Source organism: Micromonospora sp. NPDC003776 (assembly GCF_053605645.1).
Window position 1 is genome coordinate 1 of sequence record NZ_JBSGJR010000482.1, and the last position, 5,617, is coordinate 5,617.

Here is a 5,617-nt window from a genome sequence, read left to right on the forward strand (position 1 = left end):
AGCCGGTCCGCGCTGCTCGACGCGGCCCGGGGCGAGCTGCGGGCGGCCGAGCGGACCGCCCGGGAGGCGCTCGCGGCACCCGCCTGCCAGGGCTGGTCGTGCCGGCTGGACTGCGGGTACGCGTACCTGGCGCTGGCCCTGGTGGCGTGGCACCGGGACGAGCCGACGGAGGCCGCGGCGAACCTGACGCTGGCCGGTCCGGTCACCGCCGAGCCCGCGGCGGGCGCGCTGGCCGCGCTCTGCCGGGCCGAGCTGTTGGCGGCCGACGGCGAGCCGGCCGCCGCCCTGCGGGTCCTGGCCACGGCCCGCGACACCGCCCCCGGTGCCGAGCCGGCGGTCCGGCTGACCGCGGCCGAGGCGCAGCTGCGTGCCCTCGTCGGCGATGTGGACACCGCCCGCACCCTGCTCACCGACGCGCTCCGCCACCTGACCGGCGGGCCGGGACCGGCGGGTGGGCCGGACGCGGCAGCGCTCGGGGTGGCGCTGGCCCGGGTGGAGCTGCGGGCCGGTGACGCCCGGGCCGCCGGTCGGACGCTGCCGGACTGGGCGGGGCCCGGGGCCGATGCCTGGCCGTTGCCGCTCCGGCTCGCGGCCGGCCTCGTCGACGCCGTCGTGGCCCACCAGGCGGGCGACGGCCGGCGGGCCGGGCGGGTCCTGGAGCAGGTGCTCGACCTGGCCGAGCCGGAGGGCTACCGGCGGGTCTTCACCCACGCCGAGCCGGGCGTCCGCGACCTGCTCGCCGCCCACCTCGACTCCGGCACCGCGCACTGGGCGACGGTGAGCGACCTGGTCCGGGGCGCGGACGAGCGGCGGGCCGACGAGGCGGCCGATCGCTCCGGCGGGCCGGCGCGGACGCTGGACGAGCCGCTCACCGAACGGGAGCTGACCATCCTGCGCTACCTGCAGAGCATCCTGTCCAACGTGGAGATCGCCAGTGAGCTGTCGCTGTCGGTCAACACGGTCAAGACCCACGTGCGCAACATCTACCGCAAGCTCGACGCGACCCGCCGGCGCGAAGCGGTCCGGCGGGCGCGCGAGCTGCGGTTGATCTGACGGCGCAGCCGTCCAGCCCGAATTGATCTGAATCAGGGGTTGGCGGCGGCGTCCACGACGGCGAGCAGCTCCGCCAGGTCGTAGCCGCCGTCGTGCCGGGCGTCGTTCACGAACAGCGTCGGGGTGCCGTTCACCCCGCTGCGGATGCCGCCCACGAAGTCCTGCCGGACCCGGTCGGCGTGGGCCTGCCGGCCCACCTCCGCGCCGATCTCGTCGGGCGACAGCCCGAGCTGCTCGACGCCGAGCGACAGGTGCACCGGGTCGAGCTGGTCCTGGTGCTCGTAGAGCCAGTTGTGCATCTCCCAGAACCGGCCCCGCCGGCCGGCGGCCTCGGCCGCCTCGGCGGCGCTCTCCGCGTATGGGTGCACGTTGGCGATGGGGAAGTGCCGGTAGACCAGCCGGACGGTGTCGGCGCGCTGGCGCAGCAGTTCGGCCAGGTTCGGGTACGCGGCCCCGCAGAACCGGCACTGGAAGTCGCCGTACTCGACGATGGTGACCGGCGCGTCGACCGGCCCGCGGGCATGGTCCGTCTCGGTCACCGGAACCCGCAGTTTGGCGGTGGTGACCTGCAGTGGCGTCGTCATCGGGTGGTCACCTGCCGATCCGCCGCCAGCCGGTCGAGGGCGTCGAGGATGCCGTCCACCCCCGGGTTGACGTCGATGGGGGAGAGGTGGCTCCAGGCCACCGTCCCGTCCGGGTCGATGACCACCAGCGCCCGCGCCGCCTGCCCCTGCGGGGTGTACGCGCCGTACCGGCGGGCCACCTCGCCCCGGGGCTCGGCGTCGGACAGCAGCGGGAACTGGACGCCCCGGCTCTCGGCGAACGCCCGGTGCGAGTCCACGTCGTCCACCGAGATGCCGAGCAGCGCCGCGCCGTACCGCTCCAGCTCCGGCAGGGCGGCCTGGTAGAGCGCCAACTGGTCCGCGCAGACCGGGGTGAAGTCGGCGGGGTAGAAGGCGAGCACCACCGGGTGGCCGCGGAACTGGCCGGGGCCCACCGCTCGCCCGTCCGGCGTCGCCGGCAGGGTGAACCCGGGCGCCGGGCGCCCGGGTGTGATCAGCCCGTTCGGATCAGTCATGGTTCCCACCCTCGTCCGGGCCGGGGTGAGCGGGGATCACCCGCCCCGGGTGGTTCGGCTCAGCGCCCGACCGTCACGTGGTTGTGCACCTCCCGGATGCCGGGGGCGGACCAGACCACCCGCTCGATCTCCTCCCGTTCGGGCACGGAGTGCACCAGGCCGGCCAGCACGGCGGTGTCGCCGTGGATCCGGATGCTGATCCCCTCCGCCTCGGTGGCGCCGTTGCGGGCCAGCGCGTCCACGATCCGCTCGGCCAGGTCGCGCCCGTCGGCGCGCACGCTGGGCCGGACCGTGATCCCGTTGCTCACCCCGCGTACGCCGGTGAGCCGGCCGACCGCCCGCTCGGCGGCGCGGCGCTGGTACTCCCACTCCACCTCGCCGTGCAGGGTGACCCAGCCGTCGGCGACGGTCACGTCCAGTGCCTCGATCGGCACGAACGCGTCCCACTCCAGTGCCCGGCCGGCGGCGGTGGCGATCTCCGGGTCGCTCTTCTCGGCCGAGGTGGCGATCCGGACGGCGAGGTCGTTGGCGACCGCCCGGACCCGGGAGACCCGGTGCGCGGCCCGTTCGGCGGCCCACTTCTTGGCGTAGCTGTCCACCCAGCCGGTCAGCGTCACCACGCCCTCGGAGACGGTCACCCCGATCTCGGTGGGGCGTACCCGGGGCTCCCAGGTCAGCTCGTCGAGGACGTCGGACTGGATGTCCTGGTCGGTGCGGGTGATCGTGTCGGTGGCCATGGGGTGGCTCCCTCCCGGATCGGTTCGTGGCACGGACGTCCGCACCACGATCCTGTCCGCACCCCGGGTGACCTGCCCTCATCCCGTCCGGGCGAGCGAGTTGGTTGGGAGCGCTTCCAAATGCCGGCGCGCAGCGGTTAGGGTGAACGTCCCTCGGTCTGCGGGAGCCAAGCACACCGACGGGGAGCCCGGGCAGCTCCCCGCTCCATCCCACCTCGCTTCCGTCCCACCACGGGCAACCGAGAGGAACCGCCCATGCGCAGAAGTCTCGCCGGCGCGGCCGCGGCCGCGCTGGCCGCCACGGCGGCGGCCGTCGTCGTGCAGTTCGCCGCCACCCCCGCCACCCCGGCCGCCGCCGCCTCGGCGGAGCCGTACAGCTGGAAGAACGTCCGGGTCGACGGCGGCGGCTTCGTCCCGGGGATCGTCTTCAACCCGACCGAGAAGAACCTCATCTACGCCCGCACCGACATCGGCGGCGCGTACCGCTGGGAGCAGTCCACGCAGTCCTGGACGCCGCTGCTCGACTGGGTCGGCGCCGACCGGTGGGGCTGGAACGGCGTGGTCAGCCTCGCCACCGACCCGGTGCAGACCAACCGGGTGTACGCGGCGGTCGGCATGTACACCAACGCCTGGGACCCGAACAACGGGGCGATCCTGCGCTCCACCGACAAGGGCGCCACCTGGCAGGCCACCGAACTGCCGTTCAAGAACGGCGGCAACATGCCCGGTCGCGGCATGGGCGAGCGGCTCGCGGTCGACCCGAACCGGAACAGCATCCTGTACTACGGCGCCGAGGGCGGTAACGGCCTCTGGCGCAGCACCGACTACGGGGCGACCTGGGCCAAGGTGACCACCTTCCCGAACGTCGGCAACTACCGGGCCGACCCGAACGACAGCAGCGGCTACCAGAGCCAGAACCAGGGGCTGACCTGGGTCAGCTTCGACAAGAGCACCGGTACGGCGGGCAACGCCACGCAGACCATCTACGTCGGCGTGGCGGACAAGCAGAACCCGGTCTACCGGAGCACCAACGGCGGGGCCAGCTGGGAACGGATCCCCGGTCAGCCCACCGGCTACCTGGCCCACAAGGGGGTGGTCGACCCGGTCGGCGGCTACCTCTACATCGCCACCAGCGACACCGGCGGCCCGTACGACGGCGGCAAGGGTGACGTGTGGAAGTTCAACCGGGCCACCGGCGCCTGGACGCAGATCAGCCCGATCCCGTCGTCCAGCAGCGACGACTACTTCGGCTACTCGGGCCTGACCATCGACCGGCAGCACCCGAACACCCTCATGGTCGCCACCCAGGTCTCCTGGTGGCCGGACGCGATCTTCTGGCGCAGCGCCGACGGCGGGGCGACCTGGAGCCGGATCTGGGACTGGGCCAGCTACCCGAACCGCACCAAGAAGTACACGATGGACATCAGCTCGGTGCCCTGGCTGACCTTCGGCACCAACCCCTCCCCGCCCGAGGAGACCCCGAAGCTGGGCTGGATGAACGAGTCGGTGGAGATCGACCCGTTCGACAGCAACCGGATGCTCTACGGCACCGGCGCGACCATCTACGGCACCACCGACCTGACGAAGTGGGACACCGGCGGCCCCTTCACCATCAGGCCGATGGTCAAGGGGCTGGAGGAGACGGCCGTGCTCGACCTGGTCAGCCCGCCGTCGGGCGCCCCGCTGATCAGCGCGCTCGGGGACATCGGCGGCTTCCGCCACACCGACCTCACCGCGGTGCCGGCGACCATGTTCACCCAGCCCGTCTTCACCAGCACCACCAGCCTCGACTACGCCGAGACCAAGCCGGCGGTGCTGGTCCGGGCGGGCAACTTCACCGACGCCGACCGGCCCAACGACAGCCACGTCGCCTTCTCCACCGACGGCGGCGCGAACTGGTTCCAGGGCACTGAACCCGGCGGGATCAACAACGGCGGCACGGTGGCCGCGTCCGCCGACGGCAGCCAGTTCGTCTGGGCGCCGGGCGACGCCGGCCAGCAGGTGGTCCGGTCGGTCGGCTTCGGCAACTCGTGGACCGCCGCCACCGGCATTCCGGCCAACGCCACCGTCGAGTCCGACCGGGTCAACCCCAACAAGTTCTACGGCGTGAGCAACGGGAGGTTCTACGTCAGCACCAACGGCGGGGCGGCCTTCACCGCCACCGCGGCGACCGGCCTGCCCACCACCGGGGTCAAGTTCAAGGCGCTGCCGGGGGCCGAGGGCGACATCTGGCTGGCCGGTGCGGGGGGCCTCTGGCACTCCACCGACTCCGGCGCGAGCTTCGCCCCGGTGACCGGCGTGTCCGCCTCGGTGAACGTCGGCTTCGGCAAGGCCGCGCCCGGCCGGACGTACCCGGCGCTGTTCCTGATGGGCACGGTCGACGGCAAGGCCGGCGTGTACCGCTCCGACGACACCGGCGCCAGCTGGGTGCGGATCAACGACGACCAGCACCAGTACGGCAACGCCGGCGAGGCGCTGACCGGTGACCCCCGGGTCTATGGCCGGGTCTACCTGGGCACCAACGGCCGGGGCATCCTGGTGGCCGATCGGCTCGGCGGCACGCCCAGCCCGACGCCGACCACCGCCAGCCCGTCCCCGACCTCGCCGAGCCCGTCGCCCACGTCACCGAGCCCGACGCCGATCTCCCCGAGCCCGCACATCCACCCGGAGCACCAGGACTGGGCCACGGTCCCGTACGACCCGGAGGAGAGCCTGGCCCGCTGGCTCGCCGACCGGTACGCCGCCCTGG

General features: G+C 73.5%; 5 protein-coding genes. 2 read left to right on the forward strand and 3 right to left on the reverse strand.

The features are described from left to right. Positions 1–1,053: helix-turn-helix transcriptional regulator (locus ACWEVO_RS28755; protein ID WP_452310616.1), on the forward strand; the 1,053-nt coding region annotated here is incomplete at its 5' end. A gap of 32 nt (positions 1,054–1,085) precedes the next feature. Here the strand turns inward: ACWEVO_RS28755 and ACWEVO_RS28760 are convergent. Genes ACWEVO_RS28760 through ACWEVO_RS28770 form a run of 3 tightly spaced genes read right to left on the reverse strand, consistent with a single transcriptional unit; the run spans position 1,086 to position 2,868 of the window. Then, positions 1,086–1,637 carry a DsbA family protein gene (locus tag ACWEVO_RS28760; protein WP_452310617.1) on the reverse strand — a complete coding sequence of 184 codons (552 nt, stop codon included), beginning with the start codon at positions 1,635–1,637 and terminating at the stop codon, positions 1,086–1,088. Beyond that, positions 1,634–2,131: a redoxin domain-containing protein gene (locus ACWEVO_RS28765; RefSeq protein ID WP_452310618.1), complete on the reverse strand. Its 498-nt coding sequence runs from the start codon at positions 2,129–2,131 to the stop codon at positions 1,634–1,636. Before ACWEVO_RS28765 ends, ACWEVO_RS28760 begins: the two co-directional genes overlap by 4 nt. Before the next feature lie 59 nt (positions 2,132–2,190). Further along, positions 2,191–2,868, reverse strand: a complete 678-nt coding sequence (locus ACWEVO_RS28770; RefSeq protein WP_452310619.1) for a BON domain-containing protein — start codon at positions 2,866–2,868, stop codon at positions 2,191–2,193. A 255-nt stretch (positions 2,869–3,123) separates the two neighbouring features. Here ACWEVO_RS28770 and ACWEVO_RS28775 point away from each other — a divergent pair. After that, positions 3,124–5,617: WD40/YVTN/BNR-like repeat-containing protein (locus ACWEVO_RS28775; RefSeq protein WP_452310620.1), on the forward strand; the 2,494-nt coding region annotated here is incomplete at its 3' end.